At 60.0% G+C, this 16,627-nt stretch carries 19 protein-coding genes and 1 pseudogene; 9 read left to right on the top strand and 11 right to left on the bottom strand.

The annotated features are described in order from the left end of the window. Positions 1–55: 55 nt before the first annotated feature. Both ABIA48_RS19510 and ABIA48_RS19505 read left to right on the top strand, forming a co-directional pair. Positions 56–1,342 (top strand): annotated as a pseudogene (locus ABIA48_RS19510) (HAMP domain-containing protein); the annotation flags it as partial. 12 nt (positions 1,343–1,354) lie between these two features. Then, positions 1,355–2,197, top strand: a complete 843-nt coding sequence (locus ABIA48_RS19505; RefSeq protein ID WP_429492890.1) for a methyl-accepting chemotaxis protein — start codon at positions 1,355–1,357, stop codon at positions 2,195–2,197. Positions 2,198–2,310: 113 nt separating this feature from the next. Here the strand turns inward: ABIA48_RS19505 and ABIA48_RS19500 are convergent, their stop codons facing one another. The 3 genes from ABIA48_RS19500 to ABIA48_RS19490 are packed head-to-tail and all read right to left on the bottom strand — an operon-like array spanning position 2,311 to position 3,422. Continuing rightward, positions 2,311–2,934 (bottom strand): SOS response-associated peptidase, encoded by a 624-nt coding sequence (locus ABIA48_RS19500; RefSeq protein WP_007981312.1) that lies wholly within the window; start codon positions 2,932–2,934, stop codon positions 2,311–2,313. Positions 2,935–2,969: 35 nt separating this feature from the next. Continuing rightward, positions 2,970–3,230 carry a putative signal transducing protein gene (locus tag ABIA48_RS19495; protein WP_310053940.1) on the bottom strand — a complete coding sequence of 87 codons (261 nt, stop codon included), beginning with the start codon at positions 3,228–3,230 and terminating at the stop codon, positions 2,970–2,972. Positions 3,231–3,239: 9 nt separating this feature from the next. After that, positions 3,240–3,422, bottom strand: a complete 183-nt coding sequence (locus ABIA48_RS19490) for a CPXCG motif-containing cysteine-rich protein (protein WP_007981317.1) — start codon at positions 3,420–3,422, stop codon at positions 3,240–3,242. A 142-nt stretch (positions 3,423–3,564) separates the two neighbouring features. On the opposite strand from ABIA48_RS19490, the gene ABIA48_RS19485 reads away from it, so the two are divergent. Further along, a complete protein-coding gene (locus tag ABIA48_RS19485; RefSeq protein ID WP_429490675.1) occupies positions 3,565–4,728 on the top strand; it encodes a 1-acyl-sn-glycerol-3-phosphate acyltransferase in 1,164 nt (387 codons plus the stop codon). A 159-nt stretch (positions 4,729–4,887) separates the two neighbouring features. Here the strand turns inward: ABIA48_RS19485 and ABIA48_RS19480 are convergent, their stop codons facing one another. Beyond that, positions 4,888–5,166 carry a hypothetical protein gene (locus tag ABIA48_RS19480; protein ID WP_429490673.1) on the bottom strand — a complete coding sequence of 93 codons (279 nt, stop codon included), beginning with the start codon at positions 5,164–5,166 and terminating at the stop codon, positions 4,888–4,890. A gap of 192 nt (positions 5,167–5,358) precedes the next feature. Here ABIA48_RS19480 and ABIA48_RS19475 point away from each other — a divergent pair, with 192 nt between their 5' ends. Beyond that, positions 5,359–5,565 (top strand): hypothetical protein, encoded by a 207-nt coding sequence (locus ABIA48_RS19475; protein WP_277538037.1) that lies wholly within the window; start codon positions 5,359–5,361, stop codon positions 5,563–5,565. Positions 5,566–5,758: 193 nt separating this feature from the next. On the opposite strand, the gene ABIA48_RS19470 is transcribed toward ABIA48_RS19475, so the two are convergent. Next, positions 5,759–6,343, bottom strand: coding sequence for a YajG family lipoprotein (locus ABIA48_RS19470; protein WP_007981326.1), 585 nt, complete (start codon positions 6,341–6,343; stop codon positions 5,759–5,761). Between the two features lie 202 nt (positions 6,344–6,545). Between ABIA48_RS19470 and ABIA48_RS19465 the strand changes: the two genes are divergently transcribed. Both ABIA48_RS19465 and mqo read left to right on the top strand, forming a co-directional pair. Further along, positions 6,546–6,785, top strand: a complete 240-nt coding sequence (locus ABIA48_RS19465) for a hypothetical protein (protein WP_429490671.1) — start codon at positions 6,546–6,548, stop codon at positions 6,783–6,785. Positions 6,786–7,522: 737 nt separating this feature from the next. Beyond that, on the top strand, positions 7,523–9,031 hold the full coding sequence (gene mqo / locus ABIA48_RS19460; protein ID WP_429490669.1) for a malate dehydrogenase (quinone): 1,509 nt from the start codon (positions 7,523–7,525) through the stop codon (positions 9,029–9,031). Between the two features lie 155 nt (positions 9,032–9,186). On the opposite strand, the gene ABIA48_RS19455 is transcribed toward mqo, so the two are convergent. From ABIA48_RS19455 to ABIA48_RS19440, 4 genes are all read right to left on the bottom strand, one after another. Next, positions 9,187–9,474 carry a PA4642 family protein gene (locus ABIA48_RS19455; RefSeq protein ID WP_204932007.1) on the bottom strand — a complete coding sequence of 96 codons (288 nt, stop codon included), beginning with the start codon at positions 9,472–9,474 and terminating at the stop codon, positions 9,187–9,189. Between the two features lie 63 nt (positions 9,475–9,537). Continuing rightward, positions 9,538–10,023, bottom strand: coding sequence for a hypothetical protein (locus tag ABIA48_RS19450; RefSeq protein ID WP_007981334.1), 486 nt, complete (start codon positions 10,021–10,023; stop codon positions 9,538–9,540). 170 nt (positions 10,024–10,193) lie between these two features. After that, a complete protein-coding gene (locus ABIA48_RS19445; RefSeq protein ID WP_429490667.1) occupies positions 10,194–10,667 on the bottom strand; it encodes a WbuC family cupin fold metalloprotein in 474 nt (157 codons plus the stop codon). Positions 10,668–10,670: 3 nt separating this feature from the next. Further along, the gene (locus tag ABIA48_RS19440) at positions 10,671–11,228 is read right to left on the bottom strand and encodes a hypoxanthine-guanine phosphoribosyltransferase (protein WP_007981338.1); all 558 of its coding nucleotides are present in this window, start codon (positions 11,226–11,228) and stop codon (positions 10,671–10,673) included. Positions 11,229–11,392: 164 nt separating this feature from the next. On the opposite strand from ABIA48_RS19440, the gene upp reads away from it, so the two are divergent. Beyond that, on the top strand, positions 11,393–12,031 hold the full coding sequence (upp, locus tag ABIA48_RS19435) for a uracil phosphoribosyltransferase (protein WP_429490665.1): 639 nt from the start codon (positions 11,393–11,395) through the stop codon (positions 12,029–12,031). Positions 12,032–12,033: 2 nt separating this feature from the next. Continuing rightward, positions 12,034–13,308, top strand: coding sequence for a uracil-xanthine permease family protein (locus tag ABIA48_RS19430; protein WP_204932003.1), 1,275 nt, complete (start codon positions 12,034–12,036; stop codon positions 13,306–13,308). A 103-nt stretch (positions 13,309–13,411) separates the two neighbouring features. Here the strand turns inward: ABIA48_RS19430 and hemH are convergent, their stop codons facing one another. Together hemH and ABIA48_RS19420 are read right to left on the bottom strand one after the other, a co-directional pair. Next, on the bottom strand, positions 13,412–14,434 hold the full coding sequence (gene hemH / locus ABIA48_RS19425) for a ferrochelatase (protein ID WP_204932001.1): 1,023 nt from the start codon (positions 14,432–14,434) through the stop codon (positions 13,412–13,414). Between the two features lie 13 nt (positions 14,435–14,447). Further along, complete coding sequence (locus ABIA48_RS19420) at positions 14,448–15,350, bottom strand: TIGR01777 family oxidoreductase (RefSeq protein ID WP_429490662.1); 903 nt, start codon at positions 15,348–15,350, stop codon at positions 14,448–14,450. Between the two features lie 196 nt (positions 15,351–15,546). Here ABIA48_RS19420 and ABIA48_RS19415 point away from each other — a divergent pair, with 196 nt between their 5' ends. Beyond that, positions 15,547–16,533, top strand: coding sequence for an NAD(P)/FAD-dependent oxidoreductase (locus tag ABIA48_RS19415; RefSeq protein WP_429490660.1), 987 nt, complete (start codon positions 15,547–15,549; stop codon positions 16,531–16,533). Positions 16,534–16,627 lie beyond the last annotated feature (94 nt).

The following is a 16,627-nucleotide window of genomic DNA, read 5'->3' as shown; positions in this document are numbered from 1 at the left end:
GCCCGACACCCTGCCGATACACCTGGGCAGACGTCCTTTCGCGTGCGGAGCCACCATGAAATTCAAGTCGATCCAGTTTTCCGTGGCGGCCCTTGCCGGCGCCATTGTCCTTAGTGTCGTGGCAGCGCTGGTGGTGTACGCACTGTTTTCCGGCGCGCGGACGCAAGACATGGTCCAGGAACGGACCCAGGCACAATTCGAGCAAGTCATCGAACAACGCCTGACGTCCCTGGCGCAGACCCAGGTCAGCCAGATCCAGCGTGAACTCGAAGCACCGCTGCTGATAGCCGGCGCACTGGTGCGGGTCAACACTCTGATCGGCACACCGGGTGCCGATGGCCAGCCTGCGCTGAGCCTCAGCCGCGAGCAATTGATCGGTCTGATCAAGGAAAACGTGGTCAAGAACCCGAAAATCCTCGGCACCTACATCGGTTGGGAAAAAGATGCACTGGATCACAACGATGCGGCGTACGTCGGCACCCAGGTGACCGGCATCGACGCCAGCAACGGGCGTTTCCTGCCCTGGTGGTTCCGCAATGACGACGGCAGCCTCGGCCTGGATAAACTGGTGGACGTCGACGACCAGAAAGTCCTGTCCACCGGCGTGCGCGCCAGCGAGTACTACCTGTGCTCGAAAGAAACCAGAAAATCCTGCGTGATCGATCCGGCGCCTTATAAGGTGGGCGACAAAATCGTCATGCTCGCCTCCTTTATTGAACCGATCATGCTCAACGGTGCCTTCCAGGGCATCGTCGGCGCCGACCTGTCGGTCAACTTCATCCAGGAAATGCTCTTGGGCGCCAACCAGAAGCTCTACGGTGGTGCAGGTGAAATGGCCCTGATCGGTGGCAATGGCCGGATCGTCGCCTTCACCAAGGACCCGAGCAAATTCGGCGAGAAGGTCAGCGACATCCTCGACAGCAAGCAGATTGCCAACATGGCCAACCTCAAGCGCGGCGAAGTCACCTACACCGTCGACAAGGCCCAGGGCCGGATCGAGTTGTACCTGCCCTTCGGCATCGGCCAGACCGACGCCCGCTGGACCCTGATGCTGCAATTGCCGCTGAATGCGGTCATGGCCGACCTGCAAAAACTTCAGGCCGACCTGAACGCACAGCGCAAATCCGACACCTTCGGCATGGCAATGGTCGGCCTGGTGATCGCCGGTATCGGTTTGCTGGTGATCTGGCTGGTGGGCCACGGCATCGCCCGTCCGCTCAAGCAGATGGTGGCCATGCTCGACGATATCGCCCAGGGCGAAGGTGACCTGACCCGGCGCCTGACCAGCGACCGAGCCGATGAACTGGGTTCGATCGCCAAAGGCTTCAACACCTTCCTGGCCAAGTTGCAGGCGATGATCACCCAAGTGGTGACGTCGGTGCAGAGCGTCAGCGATTCGTCGGAACATACCGCCGACATCGCCATCCGCACCAACACCGGCGTACACAAACAAATGGCCGAGATCGATCAAGTGGCCACCGCCGTGCAGGAAATGACCGCCACCGCCCAGGACGTGGCGCGCAACGCGACCCAGGCTGCACAGGCCGCCAGCCATGCCGATCAGGCCGCCAGCCAGGGCATGCAGATCGTGCGCGACACGTCGAACTCAATTGGCGCTCTCGCCGTGGAGATCGGCCGGGCCGTCAGCGTGGTGCAAACCCTGGCCAAGGACAGCGAAAACATCAACGCCATCCTCACCGCCATTCGCGGGATCGCCGAGCAGACCAACCTGCTGGCCCTGAACGCGGCTATCGAAGCTGCCCGTGCCGGTGAGCAGGGCCGTGGTTTTGCCGTGGTGGCCGACGAGGTGCGTAACCTGGCGCAGAAAACGCAAAAGGCCACCGAAGAAATCCAGACCATGATCCAGCAACTGCAGCAAGGCACGCGGGACGTGGTGCGAGTCATGGAAGACAGCCAGAACCGCACGGACGAAAGCGTGCAGCATGCCTCCAAGGCTGCCGAAGCGCTGGAAACCATCACTCAGGCGGTGTCGGTGATCAACGACATGAACACCCAGATTGCCAGTGCGGCCGAGGAACAAAGTGCGGTGGCGGACGACATCAACCGCAACGTGATCAATATCGGCCAGGTGGCCAATGAAGTGGCGGGCGGCGCGGATGAGTCGAGTGCGGCCAGTGCGGATCTGACCAAGCTGGCGGAACAGCAGCGGCGGTTGATCAATCAGTTCAGGGTTTGACCTTCAGGCCCTCTTCGCGAGCAAGCCCGCTCCCACAGGGGATTTGTGTACACCACAGATCCCCTGTGGGAGCGGGCTTGCTCGCGAAGGGGCCAGCACCGACACCCAAAAACTCAACCCGGCGTCAGACACTCCGGCCCATTGAGCTTCGGGTCATTCACCATGTTGGCCAACACTCGCTCGCGCAACGCGGCAGGCTCACTGGCCAGCAATGCTTGCAAAGCATGCAATGGCGTCTCGGGATCCAGCCACGCGGCCTGCCCCGCCTCATCAAGAATCAACGGCCGCCGCTGGCTTGCCGCAGGTTGGGTAATCACGGCGGTACTCAGCCAAACCTGCTCCTGTACCGGATACGCCTCCCAGATCGCGGCAAAAAACAATGACGAGCCCTCCCCCGGTGTCAGCCAGTACGGGCGCTTGCGCGTCGTACCGCGCCATTCGTAGAAACCGTTGGCCGGCAACAGGCAACGACGCAAGCGCAGGGCTTCGCGAAACATCGGTTGTTCGGCAACGGTTTCGGCGCGGGCATGGGCCGGGGTGCGGGACAGATCGGTCAGCCAGGGGGGCGTCAGGCCCCAGCGGGCACGGGCCAGCGTGCGCTGGCCGTCAGGCCCGGCCCGCAGCATCAACACCGAATCATTGGGGGAAATGTTCCACTGCGCCTGCTGGTCGGCGGGAAAACCGGGCAGCGCCGCGAAGGCGGGATTCCAGCGAAACAGGGCATAACGTCCACACATGGGGCAACACGGCTCTTGATCAAACGAACGCCAGCCTAACAGACCAGCGTGCCGGGAAAGCTCTCCGGTTCATCGCCGGACAGCGGCAGCGCGGCATTGTACGCGGTGATCAGCTCGCGGGCGTATTCGGCCTGGTCGTTATCGACCGACAGCCCGAGCAGGCCATAGATCGGCAACTCGCCGCTGCCACCGAGCAAATCACGGCCCACCAGATGCGCCTCGATACCCTCGCTGGCGAGCATGCCTTGCAGCAACTCGCCTTCCATCAGGTTTTCCGGATCGTAGATGCGCTGCATACACGCCCCTCATTCGTTTTCACTGAACACTTCGAGATGCCATTCCTCTCCATGAACCTGCAACACGAAGGTTATCGGCCGGCAGCACACCTGGCAGTCTTCAATGTAGGTCTGATCGCCACCGGACAAATCCAGCGTCGTCTCGACTTCCTCACCACAATACGGACATTCATACTGCGCAGTTTCCAGCATCGCGGTCTCCCAAGTGACTTGTGCGTATAATCGCCGGTCTATTTGCAGGGCTATTTTTGTCTGGCTACTTTTTCAGACCGTGCCCCGCCGGTTTTCGATCAAAACCTTTACTTACCCTAGCCGTTTCTAACAAGAGAGCATGATGGGCGAATTCGATGCCATCCGACCTTACGACGACAGTGAAGTCCCGGCAGTGCTGGCACGACTGCTCGGCGACAAGGCGTTTCTAGATATCCTCACCCACTTCAGCTTTCCGCGTTTTGCCGGCGCTTTAGGCTGGGCACTCAAACCTTTTATAGCCCATCGGCTGCGCCGTGAGTTTGCCGGCGTGACCTCCGTGGCCACGCTGCAGGACAAAGTCGAGCATTACGTCGACCATACCATTGAGCGCGCCACCGACGGTGTCACCTATACCGGTGTGGAGCAATTCAAGTCCGGCAGTGCCTACCTGTTCATCGCCAACCACCGCGACATCGTGATGGACCCGGCCTTCGTCAACTACGCCGTGTACCACGCCGGCCTGCCGACTCCGCGCATCGCGATTGGCGACAACCTGTTGCAAAAGCCCTTCGTCAGCGACCTGATGCGCCTGAACAAGAGCTTCATCGTGCACCGCTCGATCAGCGGTCGCCGGGAGAAAATGGCGGCGTACCAGTTGCTGTCAGCGTACATCAATCACTCAATCCGCAACGATTGCGCCTCGATCTGGATTGCCCAGGCCGAAGGCCGTGCCAAGGACGGTGACGACCGTACCGAATCGGCGATCCTCAAGATGTTCCACATGAGCCGCAAGGACGAGCCGTTCGGCGAGGTCATTCAGTCGCTGAACCTGACACCGGTGTCGATCAGCTACGAATACGACCCGTGCGATCAGGCCAAGGCCCGCGAGCTCTACATCCGCGCCACCACTGGCAGCTACACCAAGGTGCCGGGCGAGGATGACGTGAGCATCGCCAAGGGCATCACCGGCTACAAGGGCCGGGTGCACGTGAACTTTGCCGCGCCAATCACCGAACTGTTCGAAGACACCAAGCAATTGGCGGTCGAGATGGACAAGCAAATCCTCAGCGGATACCGCTTGTTCCCGGTGCACTACCTGGCTTACGCGCAGTGGAAAGATGCAGATCCAGCGTTGCAGGTGCCGAAGGCCGCCGACGTGTTCCCGGTCGAAGAACTGACCAAGGCCCAGGAAGAATGGCAACGCCGCCTGGACGCCTGCCCGGAAGAGCATCGGCCATTCCTGGTGCTGCAATATGCGACGCCGGTACGCAATCAGTACCGGGTGAAGGCGGGGTTACCGCTTTAAGCGGTTTTGGCCGGATACGAGAACGGCGCCGACTTGTGGCGAGGGGGCTTGCCCCCGTTCGGCTGCGTAGCAGTCGCAAGCTCATCCGGGCCGCTTCGCAGCCCAACGGGGCGGTGCGGCGGTCCGACAAGCGCCCTCGCCACAGGGTTTACTTCAGATTCAAACCTGAGTGCTGATCCACGACACCAGCAACGCCATGCCCATGCAGGCAAAGCCGAAGATGTAGAAAAACCGGTTCGTGCGCAAGGTCGCCCATTCCAGCGTGGGTTCTACATTGGGGCGACTCTGGCGCTGCGCCTGCAAACTGGCCATCGCGCGCAGTTCGCGACGACGGGTGGCGTGCAGCAACCAGCCTCCCGGGAAGGCAAAGAGCAAGGCCAGCAGATTGATCAATTTGGCGGGATGGGCGGTAAACAGCGTCATCAAGTGCAGCGACATCACGAACCTCTGGGAAAACGGGTGTGGCTGGTGCCGGACCGGCGACCGCGGCGCGGATTCTACCGAAAGCTTTCGCGCCTGCCCTCAGTTTCCGACAAATAACGAAGTAATTGATCAATGGCTGTCCTGAGTCACGGCTTCGTCATCTGCATCGACGACCATGTGCGCCTCGAAACCGACAGGGACCACGTCATGCTCCACGCCGAAAACCAGGACCGTCTTTACCTCATCACTCCCAGCGAAGAACAACAAGCCGTCGTCGACGGCCTCGCCTTCAACGTTCAGGACCGCCATTGGCTGGTGTATTGCGCCTTGGGCGGGCATCACCATGCGGATTTGCCTGAAACGGATTTACTGACCGGTGTGAGTGTGCTGGATTTCTACTCAGAAGCAGCCTGACACAATCATTCCCCTGTGGGAGCGGGCTTGCTCGCGAAAACGGTGTGTCAGTCAATATTGATGCGGCCTGACACTACGCCTTCGCGAGCAAGCCCGCTCCCACACTTGATCAGTGTGCATCTGACTCAACCCAACGCTCATGAAAAAGCCCGGGGCCATTGCTGGCACCGGGCTTTTTCACATCCGGCGAGGTTTATTCACCGAGAATCTGACCCACGGTCGGATCCTTGAACAGGCGGGTCAATGCATCGCTGAGCACATCGCTGACCAGTTTGGTGTTGGTTTCCTGGTTCGGCGCCATACCGAAGCGCTGGTCCAGGGACGAACCATAACGGCCGCTGTAGCGACGGTTGGCGTTCTGTACGTCCGAGCGGAACGTCGCGCCGATGGTGGCTTCGGTCACGTACAGGCCTTCCTTGGGCGACTGGTACTTCAACTCTGTCAGGGTCACGGTCAGTTGCGGTGCATTCATGGCATTGTTCGTCGGGGTAAAGCCCAACAGACGCACGGCGGCTTCAGCCTGGGCCTGAAGCTTCGGCAGGATCTGCGCGCCCTGCACGGTAATCGCGCTGGTCTCCGGATACAGGCCACCACGGGTGCCCAGTGTCGGCGACGGACGACCGTCCACGACACGCACCACGACGGGCTGGCCGTGGCCGACCGGGGCCAACTGGGCGGTCAGCTTGGGTTCCGGGCTCAGTTGTTGCGGGCTGTGGGCGCAGCCAACCAGGGTCAAACTGGTCACAGTGATCAAACCGAACAACAGGCGTTGCAACATGCTCTTCTCTCCAGAATCAGGCACAAACAGGCTGGCAGTATAGCGGTGCGTTACTGCGGGGAACCAGCACCGCACAGTGATTGATGAAACTCTGACAAGCCCCGGAAGGCGCTTCTTGTCACACAGATGTCACCGCTCATACACTTGCACGTAATGGCTTGCGATTATCGTTTTCCTCAGAAAACCAACAAGGTACTCCACCATGCGCCATCTGATCTCTCTGTTCGCGCCACGCCCGCTGCATCGCTGCTTCGCCCTGCTCGACCGCAACGGCCACTGCCAGGCCTTCAAGCAGTGCAGCCTCCAGCCCATGGGCGATGGCTGGGTTGAAATCGAAGAGATCCGCCTGAACTGGCTGAATCAGCCGCTGCCTGCCGACGCTCGCATCGTTTCGCAACAGCATCAGCCACGCTCGCGTGCCCAGCAGATGATGACGACCTGACCAAACACCTAATAAAAGTCATTAAACACGACCATTTCCCTGCGTTTCTTAGATACAATCTCCCCCCGATTATAAGGACGTCTCCTGATCGGGCCTCGCAGCATCGTCAATGCGCTTGTGTTGACACCCCGCACCGCCCACAGAGAGCCGCCCACACAGATCGAGTGAAGCTGGCGTGCTTGCTGTTTTGTTGAGCAAAACCTCCACTTTTCGCGAATCTGCAGAGCTGTCATTACGCTCGGTCACTGAGCTGTTTGCCCGTTTTGCCTGCCCTGTATCCCATGGCGGCAATCCATCCGGGCACGGTGCCAGGCTGGGACAGCCCTTTTTGAGGTTCACGTCTTCAAAAGAGCGTGAAAAAAACGGGTTTTCACAACTTCACAAGAGTGTGGCGAGCAAATGAATAGTTTTGCGTCTGAACATGCACCATTAGCGTCTACAACAGCCCAACGACACAGGACCGAGTATTCCTCGAACACCGGAGCCTGAAGCCTGTCCGCTACGGATTTGGTTGCACAAACGGATGTATCGACCATAAGTCGAATTGCCTCCCGCGCGCTGAAATGAGTTCATATGGCTCATAGGCCCGGCCGGTAGCGTCCGTCGAAGTTGCGATAAATTGCGAAGATTCGGACATGGCGATCCTGCCATGAGTACCTGGGGCAACACTGACACGCCCCGGAACGCCTGGCAGCCATGCCGACAATTTGGTGCTGCAGATTTTGGAGACGCGTTAAATGGCGCATAACGAAGCAGTCGACGTAGTACTGGTTGGGGCCGGCATCATGAGTGCCACCCTTGCAGTACTGCTCAAAGAGCTCGACCCCGCGATCAAGCTGGAAGTCGTCGAGCTGATGGATTCCGGTGCCGCGGAGAGTTCCAACCCATGGAACAACGCCGGTACCGGTCACGCCGGGCTGTGTGAGCTCAACTACACGCCGCAGGCAGCCAATGGCGCCGTCGACATCAAGAAAGCCGTGCACATCAACACCCAGTTCGAAGTGTCGAAGCAGTTCTGGTCGTACCTGACCAAAAAAGGCACGTTCGGCTCGTGCAAATCGTTCATCAGCCCGGTGCCACACCTGAGCTTCGTGCAGGGCGACAGCGGCGTGTCCTTCCTCAAGGAACGCTTCAAGGTGCTGAGCAAGCACCATGCTTTCGCCGACATGGAATACACCGAAGACAAGGCCAAAATGGCCGAGTGGATGCCGCTGATGATGCCTGGCCGCGATCCTGGCGAAACCCTCGCCGCGACCCGCGTGATCAATGGCACTGACGTCAACTTCGGCGCCCTGACCAACCAGTTGCTCAAGCACCTGACCAGCGCACCCGATGCCCAGGTCAAGTACTGCAAGCGCGTGACCGGCCTCAAGCGCAGCAACGGCGGCTGGACCGTCAGCATCAAGGACGTCAACAGCGGCAACACCCGTGAAGTCGACGCCAAATTCGTCTTTCTCGGCGCTGGCGGCGCGGCACTGCCGCTGCTGCAGGCCTCGGGCATCGAAGAGAGCAAAGGTTTCGGCGGTTTCCCGATCAGCGGCCAGTGGCTGCGCTGCGACAACCCGGAAGTGGTCAAGCACCACCAGGCCAAGGTGTACAGCCAGGCTGCCGTAGGTTCGCCGCCAATGTCCGTGCCGCACCTGGACACCCGCGTGGTTGATGGCAAGAAGTCCCTGCTGTTCGGACCTTACGCCGGTTTCACTACCAAGTTCCTCAAGCACGGCTCCTTCATGGACCTGCCGATGTCGGTTCGTGCCGGCAACATCGGCCCGATGCTGGCCGTGGCGAAAAACAACATGGACCTGACCAAGTACCTGGTCAGCGAAGTGATGCAGTCGATGGAGCAGCGCCTGGAGTCCCTGCGTCGTTTCTACCCTGAGGCGAAAGCCGAAGACTGGCGCCTGGAAGTGGCCGGCCAACGGGTGCAGATCATCAAGAAAGACCCGAAAAAAGGCGGCATCCTGCAATTCGGTACCGAACTGGTCGCGGCCAAGGACGGTTCCCTGGCGGCACTGCTCGGCGCTTCGCCAGGTGCTTCGGTGACCGTTTCGATCATGCTGGAACTGATCGAAAAATGCTTCCCTGGCAAAGCCAAAGGCGAATGGGCTGGCAAACTGGCCGAAATTTTCCCGGCCCGTGAAAAGGTTCTGGAAACCGACGCTGCGTTGTATCGCAAGATCAACACGCAGAACAACGTTGCCCTGGAACTGGTTGAAGCCAGCAGCGAGACCGAAAGCTACGCTTGATTCGGTTGCATGAAAAACGCCCCGTTCTCACTGAGAGCGGGGCGTTTTTTTATGCATTTGAAAGATCGCAGCCTCGCTTCGCTCGACAGCTCCTACAGGAACAGACGGTCCAATGTAGGAGCTGTCGAGCGAAGCGAGGCTGCGATCTCTTGATCTTAACCGCGAATCTTCTCGATCAGCTCGATGTAATCCGACGCGTTGCGCTGATCCTTGATCAGGGCAACGAAGTCATTGCCGTGCTCATCCTTGCCATTCACGTCGTAACCGGCTTCGACGAAGAACGTCAGGAAACGCTCGAAATCGTCGATACGCAGGCCACGGTAGGCCTTGACCAGTTTGTGCAGGGACGGAGAAGTCGCATCGACCGGCTCGAAATCGAGGAACAACTTGATCTGCTCATCGCCGATTTCGTCACCAATCACTTGTTTTTTATCTTTACGCATTGCCGACTCCAGCTCGCAGACATTACACGGGGCGGGCAGTTTACCCCCGCGCAGGCACAGGGCTCAACGCGGACGAGTGCTGCCAGTGTGCAGATCGGCCCAGACATGACCATTGGCGTAGCTGAGAAACTGGCAATACACCGTGTCATTGCGCAACAAATCGATCACCACCCGGTATTGCGCCAGCGGGTAATAGAGCGTCAGGGTCTTGCTCGGCTCGTCGTATACCGGCTTTTTCAGGCTTTTGCTTTCACCATCGAAGTTGACCAGCACCTGACTGATGGTAGCGCCCTTGTTCAGCGATTTGCCCTTGAGACGAATCAGCAACGGCGACGTGACCGGAATCGGCTGTTGATTGGATTGACGCTGAGCACCGACCACTACCGAATAATCGGTGACCTGCATCAGTTGCTGCTGTTCGGGATCAGCATCGCGCAGAGTGAGATCGTCCGGCGGCAGGAACTGACTGTGCATGGGCGCCGGCGCGGCGGCAAGGGGCAGGCTGAGGGTCAGCAACAGGGCGGCGCAACAGCGGATGGAACGGCTCATGGCAGGCTCCGGAATCGGGGCCGAGCACTCTAACATGGGCTGAAGGAAGTGGTTCAAGTGCACAGAAACCACTGTGGGAGCGGGCTTGCTCGCGAAGAGGGAGTGTCAGTCACATCACTGCAACTGACACACCGCATTCGCGAGCAAGCCCGCTCCCACAGGGGCAAAGATCAGTCGAACTGCGCGCGCATCCAGGCCTGATACTCGGCAACACCAGGCTCGCCTTCGCGAGGCGCCCAATGCGCCAGCTCACCTTCACCGACCGGACGATAAGGACCGGCCTTGCATTCGAACATCAGGCTGTCGACCTCCAGCACCACCAAACCGTGGAACACACCGGTTGGCAGGTCCACGCCAACGCAGTCGCCACCGGCCTGAAGCACGGTCTTGCTGAGTACCGTACCGGTCTCATCAAAGATCAACACGCCCAGCCGGCCCTTGAGGACCAACAGGGTTTCAGCCTTGTTGTCGCCCAAATGCCGGTGAGGCGGGATGTACGTGGACGGCTGCAGCCCCACCGCCATGCGATGGCAAGCGTCTTCCATCTGATGGAAATTGTGATGCTGGCGCCCACGAGGATTGGCCGCGGCTTTCCCGGCCAGCTCGGTGAACAAGGTCTGATCCAGAAAACGCGGCGTATCCATGTCTTACATTCCTTTAACGGCGAAAATCCCGTTGGCGTTACGCCAGTAACCTTTGTAGTCCATGCCGTAACCGAAGATGTAGCGGTCGATGCACGGCAGACCGACGAAATCGGCCTTGAGGTCAGGACGGGCCTTGCGGTCGTGGTCTTTGTCGATCAGCACGGCGGTGTGCACTTTACGTGCGCCGGCGTGTTTGCAGAAGTCGATGATCGCGCCCAGGGTGTGACCTTCGTCGAGGATGTCGTCGATGATCAGCACATCACGGTCGATGAAGGAAACTTCCGGCTTGGCTTTCCAGAACAGGTCGCCGCCGCTGGTTTCGTTGCGATAGCGGGTGGCGTGCAGGTAGGACGCTTCCAGCGGGAACTGCAGATAGGTCAGCAGCTTGCCGGAGAAAATCAGCCCGCCGTTCATTACACAGAACACCACCGGGTTGCTGTCGGCCATTTGCTCGTTGATTTGTGCACCGACGCGGGCGATGGCCGCCTCGACTTCAGCTTCGGTGTACAGGCAGTCAGCCTCTCGCATGATTTGACGGATATGCTCGAGATCAGCGGACATGGCGCTCTCCAGGGGGTGACGGATTCGGAAAAGCGGGCAAAGGTACGCATCAAGCGAGGCCAGATCAAGCCTTTGTGGACTAACGTACTGTATGTCTATAGGACAACACCCTCGGATAGATTAACCTAGGCCGGTTTTTTTGCCCGCCGCCGGAGCCTTTCCCCATGCCCATCCATGAGATCCGCCACCCGCTGATCCGTCATAAACTTGGCCTTATGCGCCGCGCAGACATCAGCACGAAGAATTTCCGTGAGCTCGCTCAGGAAGTCGGCGCCCTGCTGACCTATGAAGCTACCAAAGACCTGCCGCTGGAAGCCTACGATATCGAAGGCTGGTGCGGCACCGTATCGGTCGAGAAAATCGCCGGCAAAAAAATCACCGTGGTGCCGATCCTGCGTGCCGGCATCGGCATGCTCGAAGGCGTGCTCAGCCTGATCCCGGGCGCCAAAGTCAGCGCCGTAGGCGTGGCCCGCAACGAGGAAACCCTCGAAGCCCACACCTACCTGGAAAAACTGGTACCGGAAATCGACGAACGCCTGGCCATGATCATCGACCCGATGCTCGCCACCGGCGGCTCGATGGTTGCCACCATCGACCTGCTGAAAAAAGCCGGTTGCCGCGACATCCGCGCCATGGTGCTGGTTGCCGCCCCGGAAGGCATCGCCGCCGTAGAGAAGGCTCACCCGGACGTGATCATCTACACCGCATCGATTGATCAAAAACTGAACGAACATGGTTACATCATCCCGGGGCTGGGCGATGCCGGTGACAAGATCTTCGGCACCAAGCAGAAGGACGCGTGACCATGCAGGATGAGTTCAACGATCCGCTCTGGCGCACGGTGCTGTCGGGTGCACAGATGCTGTTCGTGGCCTTCGGCGCCCTGGTGTTGATGCCGCTGATTACCGGTCTCGACCCGAACGTGGCGCTGTTCACGGCCGGCCTGGGGACGATCCTGTTCCAGATCGTCACCGGGCGTCAGGTGCCGGTGTTCCTGGCATCGAGTTTTGCCTTCATCACCCCGATCATTCTCGCCAAGGGCCAGTTCGGCCTGGCCGCGACCATGGGCGGTGTGATGGCGGCGGGCTTCGTCTACACCTTCCTCGGCCTCGCGGTGAAGATCAAAGGCACCGGTTTCATCGACCGCCTGCTGCCGCCGGTGGTCATCGGGCCGGTGATCATTTCCATTGGCCTGGCCATGGCGCCGATTGCCGCCAACATGGCCATGGGCAAGGCCGGCGATGGCAGCGAGCTGATTCATTACCAGACGGCGATGATGATCTCGATGCCCGCGCTGCTGACCACGCTGATCGTCGCGGTATTCGGCAAGGGCATCTTCCGCCTGGTGCCGATCATCTCCGGTGTGCTGGTCGGTTTCGGCATGTCGTTCTACTTCGGCGTGGTTGATACCGCGAAGATTGCTGCGGCACCGTGGTTCGCGATTCCGAACTTCACGGCACCGGAATTCAACTTGCAGGCGATTCTGTTCATCGTTCCAGTGGCCCTGGCCCCGGCCATCGAACACATCGGCGGCGTGATTGCCGTGGGTAGCGTGACCGGTCGCGATTACCTGAAAAAGCCCGGCCTGCACCGCACCCTGCTCGGCGACGGCATTGCCACCACGGCGGCCGGTCTGTTCGGCGGCCCGCCCAACACCACCTACGCCGAAGTGACCGGCGCGGTCATGCTGACCAAGAACTACAACCCGAAAATCATGACCTGGGCGGCAATCTTCGCCATCAGCCTGGCGTTCATCGGCAAGTTCGGCGCACTGCTGCAAAGCATTCCGGTGCCGGTGATGGGCGGGATTCTCTGCCTGTTGTTCGGTTCGATTGCGGCGGTAGGGATGAACACGCTGATTCGCCACAAGATCGATCTGGGCGAGGCGCGCAATCTGGTGATTGTTTCGGTGACTCTGGTGTTCGGGATCGGCGGCGTGCTGATCGGCACCGGCACCGGGCCGGACGATTTCGGCCTCAAGGGCATCGCGCTGTGTGCGGTGGTGGCGATCGGCTTGAACCTGATCCTGCCGGGCAATGACAGCTGGAAGCACAAGAAGGCGAATGAGCCGCTGATCTAAGCAGATTCGGATTTTTCGCTGACAGTAAGACCCTCTTCGCGAGCAAGCCCGCTCCCACAGGTTTTGCACTGAACCTGTGGGAGCGGGCTTGCTCGCGAAGCTTTTAAAGCGCCAACGGCGCCCTTTCGCACAACACACTCAACGCCCGCGCCCAGTGCGGGTCATCGTTGAGGCACGGCACCAGCACCAACTCCTCGCCCCCCGCCTCGCGGAATTGTTCTTTGCCGCGATCACCGATCTCTTCCAGTGTCTCGATGCAATCGGCAACGAATGCCGGGCACATCACCAGAATCTTTTTTACGCCGCTTTTGGCCAGTTCATCAAGGCGCGCTTCAGTGTAGGGTTCGATCCATTTGGCACGCCCCAAACGCGACTGGAACGACACCGACCACTTCCCCTCCGGCAGCCCCATGCGCTTGGCAAACTCTGCAGCTGTACGCAGGCATTGACCGCGATAACAGGTAGCGACCACCTCAGGAGGCGCGCCAGCGCAGCAATCACCGCCGCCCTCGAAGCTGTGACCTGGATTGAGCTTCTTCAGATGCCGTTCCGGCAAGCCGTGAAAACTCATCAGCAAATGATCGAAATCCTGCTCCAGATAGGGCTTGGTCGTGGCCACCAGCGCATCGAGGTATTCAGGTTGATCGTAGAACGGCTGGAGCACCGACAACTGCACGTCGAGGTTCTTCTCGCGTACGACCCGCTTGGCTTCCTCTATGACCGTGGTGGTGGTGCTGTCGGCAAACTGTGGATAAAGCGGTGCCAGGGTTATCCGCTTGTGCCCCGCCGCAGCCATGCGAACCAGCGTCGATTCAATCGACGGCTCGCCGTAGCGCATCGCCAACTCGACCGGGCCATGCTGCCAGTGGCCGCTCATGGCTTGCTGCAGGCGACGGCTGAGTACCACCAGCGGCGAGCCCTCGTCCCACCAGATCGAAGCATATGCATGGGCCGACTGCTCGGGACGCTTGATCAGGATCAGCGACACCAGCAGGCGTCGCACCGGCCATGGCAGGTCGATCACGTACGGGTCCATCAGAAATTGATTGAGGTAGCTGCGCACATCTGCCACCGAGGTGGATGCAGGTGAACCCAGGTTGACCAGAAGCAACGCGTGATCGGTCATGCAACGTCCTATTTCAAAGGCGACCGGACAGATCGTCCAGAGCCGCGCGCAAATCCGTGAACTGAAAAGTGAAACCGGCCTGTAACAAACGCACCGGAGTGGCGCGCTGGCCGCCCAGCAACAGCAAGGACAACTCGCCCAGAGCCACCTTCAATGCAAAGGCCGGCATCGGCATGAAGACCGGGCGATGCAGCACGCTACCCAGCGCCTGGGCAAACTCGCGGTTGCGCACCGGTTTGGGCGCGCACGCATTATAGGGACCGCTGGCCTCGTTGCGATGCAGAAGAAAATCAATCAGGGCGATTTGATCGTTGATATGAATCCACGGCATCCACTGCCGGCCGTTGCCGATCGCCCCTCCCAGGCCCAGTTTGAACGGCAGTAACAGCCGCGACAAAAAGCCGCCCTCCGCCGACAGCACTAACCCGGTACGGATGAGGATGACGCGAATGCCCAGCGCTTCAGCCCGCAGTGCAGTCTCCTCCCAGGCAATGCATAACTGGCTGGCGAAATCTTCACTGACCGGCCCCGAGTTCTCGGTCAATTCGCGCTCGCCACCGTCGCCATACCAGCCGACAGCCGACCCCGAAATCAAAACCCGTGGTTTCTGCTCGCGATTTTCGAGCCACGCCAACAGGGTTTCAGTGAGCGTGATGCGGCTGCCCCACAACAAGGCTTTACGCTTGTGCGTCCAGGGCCGGTCGGCAATCGGCGCTCCGGCAAGGTTAACGATCGCATCCACCGGCTCCTGCCCCAAATCCTCCAGCCGGGCAACTCCACGCGCTTGGGCACCACATATTTTTGCGACTTTTTCAGGCTGACGACTCCAGACTGTCAGGCGATGTCCCTGGCCCAACCAGTGCCGGCAGAGCTGACGTCCTATCAAACCAGTACCGCCGGTCAGCAATATGTGCATGACTTCTTCCTCGCGTGGCGTTTTACCTTGTCCATTAGTCTATTTTTATAAGCAGGGATCTTTGGTATCGAGCAGGCTCTGTGTTTAACAATAGGCCAAGCTGTCAGAACGAGAACGCTAAAAGTTATACCAAAAAACAACATTGTACAGGTTTGAACCCCGGCGTAGTCTGTACAGAAAGGCAAACGAGGCCCCTATGACTGTACCTATCGCGATCATTGGCACCGGCATCGCCGGACTCTCCGCCGCCCAGGCCCTGACGGACCTCGGGCATGTGGTTCAACTGTTCGATAAAAGCCGCGGCAGCGGCGGGCGCATGTCGAGCAAGCGCAGCGATGCGGGTGCTCTGGACATGGGTGCGCAGTATTTCACCGCCCGTGAGCGGCGTTTTGCCAACGAAGTCCAGCGCTGGCAAGACAACGGCTGGGTCGCCGAGTGGACACCGCAGCTGTACACCTACCATGGCGGCCAGCTCAACCTGTCGCCGGACGAGCAGACCCGCTGGGTCGGCACGCCGCGCATGAGCGCCATCACCCGCGCCCTGCTCGGTGACCTTGAAGTGCATTTCGCCTGCCGGATAACCGAGGTCTATCGCGGCGAAGAACACTGGCACCTGCAGGACGCCGAGGGCTTCACCCACGGACCGTTCAGCCACGTGATCATCGCCACACCGGCCCCACAGGCCACGGCTTTGCTGGCATCAGCGCCGAAACTCGCCGGGGCCGCCGCCGGGGTGAAAATGGACCCGACCTGGGCCATCGCCCTGGCCTTCGAAACGCCCCTGGAAACGCCCATCGAAGGCTGCTTCGTACAGGACAGCCCACTCGACTGGCTGGCCCGAAACCGTAGCAAACCCGGGCGCGACAACACCCTCGACACTTGGGTGCTGCACGCTACCAGCACCTGGAGTCGCCAGCACATCGACCTGCCCAAGGAGGCTGTGATCGAGCAACTGCATGGCGCCTTCGCCGAACTGCTGCACGATTCCATGCCCGCACCGAGCTTCAGCCTCGCCCACCGCTGGCTCTATGCGCGCCCCGCCAACAGTCGCGAATGGGGCACCCTGGCCGATGCCGACCTGGGGCTGTACGCCTGCGGCGACTGGTGCCTGTCCGGACGCGTCGAAGGGGCCTGGCTCAGCGGTCAGGAAGCCGCCCGCCGCTTGCACGAACACCTGCAGTAAAGGGCATCAACCCGAGCACATCGCTGCTGTCGCCATGGACAGCAGCCCGCAAAAAACTTATACACAACATTTGACTTGTACAACTTCGAATCTA

Source organism: Pseudomonas sp. S30_BP2TU TE3576 (assembly GCF_050436025.1).
Lineage (GTDB): Bacteria > Pseudomonadota > Gammaproteobacteria > Pseudomonadales > Pseudomonadaceae > Aquipseudomonas.
Note: the sequence above shows the minus strand (reverse complement) of the source record. Positions and strands in the feature narration are given on the sequence as shown.

What these genes read in the sequence shown, in the direction of transcription:
- ABIA48_RS19505 (WP_429492890.1), top strand. Translation starts at nt 1,355, where the DNA reads ATGATCACCCAAGTGGTGACGTCGGTGCAGAGCGTCAGCGATTCGTCG.
- ABIA48_RS19500 (WP_007981312.1), bottom strand. Translation starts at nt 2,934, where the DNA reads ATGTGTGGACGTTATGCCCTGTTTCGCTGGAATCCCGCCTTCGCGGCG.
- ABIA48_RS19495 (WP_310053940.1), bottom strand. Translation starts at nt 3,230, where the DNA reads ATGCAGCGCATCTACGATCCGGAAAACCTGATGGAAGGCGAGTTGCTG.
- ABIA48_RS19490 (WP_007981317.1), bottom strand. Translation starts at nt 3,422, where the DNA reads ATGCTGGAAACTGCGCAGTATGAATGTCCGTATTGTGGTGAGGAAGTC.
- ABIA48_RS19485 (WP_429490675.1), top strand. Translation starts at nt 3,565, where the DNA reads ATGGGCGAATTCGATGCCATCCGACCTTACGACGACAGTGAAGTCCCG.
- ABIA48_RS19480 (WP_429490673.1), bottom strand. Translation starts at nt 5,166, where the DNA reads ATGTCGCTGCACTTGATGACGCTGTTTACCGCCCATCCCGCCAAATTG.
- ABIA48_RS19475 (WP_277538037.1), top strand. Translation starts at nt 5,359, where the DNA reads ATGCTCCACGCCGAAAACCAGGACCGTCTTTACCTCATCACTCCCAGC.
- ABIA48_RS19470 (WP_007981326.1), bottom strand. Translation starts at nt 6,343, where the DNA reads ATGTTGCAACGCCTGTTGTTCGGTTTGATCACTGTGACCAGTTTGACC.
- ABIA48_RS19465 (WP_429490671.1), top strand. Translation starts at nt 6,546, where the DNA reads ATGCGCCATCTGATCTCTCTGTTCGCGCCACGCCCGCTGCATCGCTGC.
- mqo (WP_429490669.1), top strand. Translation starts at nt 7,523, where the DNA reads ATGGCGCATAACGAAGCAGTCGACGTAGTACTGGTTGGGGCCGGCATC.
- ABIA48_RS19455 (WP_204932007.1), bottom strand. Translation starts at nt 9,474, where the DNA reads ATGCGTAAAGATAAAAAACAAGTGATTGGTGACGAAATCGGCGATGAG.
- ABIA48_RS19450 (WP_007981334.1), bottom strand. Translation starts at nt 10,023, where the DNA reads ATGAGCCGTTCCATCCGCTGTTGCGCCGCCCTGTTGCTGACCCTCAGC.
- ABIA48_RS19445 (WP_429490667.1), bottom strand. Translation starts at nt 10,667, where the DNA reads ATGGATACGCCGCGTTTTCTGGATCAGACCTTGTTCACCGAGCTGGCC.
- ABIA48_RS19440 (WP_007981338.1), bottom strand. Translation starts at nt 11,228, where the DNA reads ATGTCCGCTGATCTCGAGCATATCCGTCAAATCATGCGAGAGGCTGAC.
- upp (WP_429490665.1), top strand. Translation starts at nt 11,393, where the DNA reads ATGCCCATCCATGAGATCCGCCACCCGCTGATCCGTCATAAACTTGGC.
- ABIA48_RS19430 (WP_204932003.1), top strand. Translation starts at nt 12,034, where the DNA reads ATGCAGGATGAGTTCAACGATCCGCTCTGGCGCACGGTGCTGTCGGGT.
- hemH (WP_204932001.1), bottom strand. Translation starts at nt 14,434, where the DNA reads ATGACCGATCACGCGTTGCTTCTGGTCAACCTGGGTTCACCTGCATCC.
- ABIA48_RS19420 (WP_429490662.1), bottom strand. Translation starts at nt 15,350, where the DNA reads ATGCACATATTGCTGACCGGCGGTACTGGTTTGATAGGACGTCAGCTC.
- ABIA48_RS19415 (WP_429490660.1), top strand. Translation starts at nt 15,547, where the DNA reads ATGACTGTACCTATCGCGATCATTGGCACCGGCATCGCCGGACTCTCC.